Annotated in this window: 2 protein-coding genes; both read left to right on the top strand. The window is 39.5% G+C overall.

Going from position 1 to position 2,305, the window contains the following annotated elements; all coding sequences use genetic code 11:
* Positions 1-205: 205 nt before the first annotated feature.
* Positions 206-742 (top strand): hypothetical protein, encoded by a 537-nt coding sequence (locus tag FYJ78_RS12700; RefSeq protein WP_195847984.1) that lies wholly within the window; start codon positions 206-208, stop codon positions 740-742.
* Between the two features lie 323 nt (positions 743-1,065).
* Entirely contained in the window at positions 1,066-1,803 is a 738-nt protein-coding gene (locus tag FYJ78_RS12695; protein WP_154621759.1) for a hypothetical protein, read from the top strand.
* Positions 1,804-2,305: the final 502 nt, after the last annotated feature.

Genomic DNA, 2,305 nt, shown 5'->3' with positions numbered 1-2,305 from the left:
TTAAACTGTTTGTCATGTTGTTTAGCCATTCTGAAATCCTCCTCAAGATAGGTACATATATTATACCATGTCATAAACTTATTTAGGATTTCTCATTTTGACTTGTACTATTTATATTCTAACTCCAGCTGAATGGAATGCTATAGATGGACAGGACGTCAGCATCTCAGGAAAGATGGACAAATAATCTGACACTCGATGGCAGGTGATTGAAATGATACGAAAACTCATTATGTTGGCCACCTTGTTACTTTCACTGACGGCGCCATGCTCTGCTACGAATCTGAAATACGTTTGCGACTTCGGTGACTATGACAGCCATGTTTACTTTGACGTCGATTCTATCCGGCTGGCGGAAAAGAATGATGAAAGCCATCGTGGATTTGTTTTCCGCACGTTTTGGAAGCCGTCCGGAGTTGATAGAATGAAATTCCTGGCAAACAATATGGGGAACGGCAGCAGTATCGCTTTCCAGCTTTACGAGCAAAACTATGCTTACAGCGTCTATATTTATGAGATTGACCTGAAATACAAGATGAGAACCATCGCTGTTGAATTCCGCAATCAGAACGATGACATCATAAAGGTTCTGAAATTCAAAGATCCGCCATACAGAAGTGTAAAGGAGCATTCGCAGAACTATCTCATCGCCAAAACGGCATATGGCGCTGCGAGAGAGAGATTTAAATACCTAATGACGCTCCCCTATTATGACCACGCCAGCCAGTCCTATAAGCAATAAAGAGCCGCCCCCGCATTGAGCGGTATTACCTCCACGACATCGACTACCGCTTGATGGAGCAGTTCCATATAGAATTAAAACGGGCATAAAAATAAGCCGCCCATAAGGACGGCTGTAAAGAAAGGATATGAATAGATACGCTAAACAAAATAAGAGAAAAAATCAAAGTTCCTTTTAATAAATTACATTCTTTGTGTAAAAAACACAAAATAAGATCTGCATTTATCCTAGCTTTTTTCTTAATCACTATCCCCACTTTGATATATGGGCATGCAAATGAATGGCTTCATTTTTATCACGACTCTGTAGAAACACTGTCTTTTATGTCAGTTATAGTATCTACCATCTTTGTTGCATATCAAATATTTCTTTTCCTTCGTGATTATCGACAGAAACACGCTCATTCTGAATTTGAAACAGCTTATAAACTAGCGGGGTATTATTCTAAAAATATCATTCCTAGTTTAAATGCTGCTGAATTTCATTTACGCAGGATAAATAAGAAAATTGCCCCGGATTACAATAAAAAGGCAAGCAAGTTCGAGGAGTTCACCGCTAAAGAAGCCAAAGAACTTTTTGGTGATGATATATTAGAAAAGTTCTTTAAAGAATTCTCAGACTATAAAAACTTCGATTACCCTAGATACGAATTCCTATTGAACAGCACGCCTACAACTGAAACCACAAAGAAAATCCCAGCTTTGGTAAGTGGTAAAGCATCTAATCCGAAAGTTGCAGAAAGTGCCAAAAAACGTGCAGATTACTTGAAGGAACAAGCATTCATCGCTAACCAACATATAACCTTCGTATTAAATAATATCGAATACTTTTCCATGTATTTTTGTTCAGGACTAGCTTCTTCTGAAACTGTGTATCCATCTTTGCATCAAACCTTTTGTGATATTGTCATTGATTCATATTTACTAATATGTTACATGAATAGCCAGCCTGGTCATGAATTGTATATCCACACTACTACCTTATACAACGACTGGACTGCAAAGAGCCTTGCTAATCATGAACACAAGAAACAGCAGGCAAAGAAAATGCCCGAGACCTAAATCTCGGGCATCGGTAACACGGTGTTACTTATGATCATCTTTCTCGGATTTGTTGTCGGGCTGCTCGTCAGGATGGAAACTTGCATAAATTTCGGCCTGGCGCTCCTGAGCTTCTTCAGTAAACCAATCTAAACCTGGCATAAAATCCACCTCCTAACGATTTTTCTATTGTTATTATGGCACACATTGCCGCTAATTACAAGAATCACTTGTTCGCAACTGGTTCTGTAGTTATAATAAAAAGAGCCGCCCCTGCGCCAACAGGAACGGCCCGGATGCAATCAGTCTGAGAGAGACTAATCACACTCCCCAAAGTAGATTATACCACCTCTCAGGCTTGTTTGCCAAACGCAAATAAACTAGAGAGGTGTTTTATTTGTAGGTTTACAATAGATGTGAGACTGGAGGGATATACAAAAGCGACCGAATCCCGTAGAATATTGGTTGCAACAAACTTCTACAAAAGGAGACCCGATCGCCATGTCTATCATACCACATCAGA

The sequence above is a fragment of the Wylensekiella montiformis genome, from assembly GCF_009697385.1.
GTDB lineage: Bacteria > Bacillota > Negativicutes > Selenomonadales > Selenomonadaceae > Selenomonas_A > Selenomonas_A montiformis.
This window is presented reverse-complemented; position numbering and strand designations above follow the sequence as displayed.

What these genes read in the sequence shown, in the direction of transcription:
- FYJ78_RS12695 (WP_154621759.1), top strand. Translation starts at nt 1,066, where the DNA reads ATGTCAGTTATAGTATCTACCATCTTTGTTGCATATCAAATATTTCTT.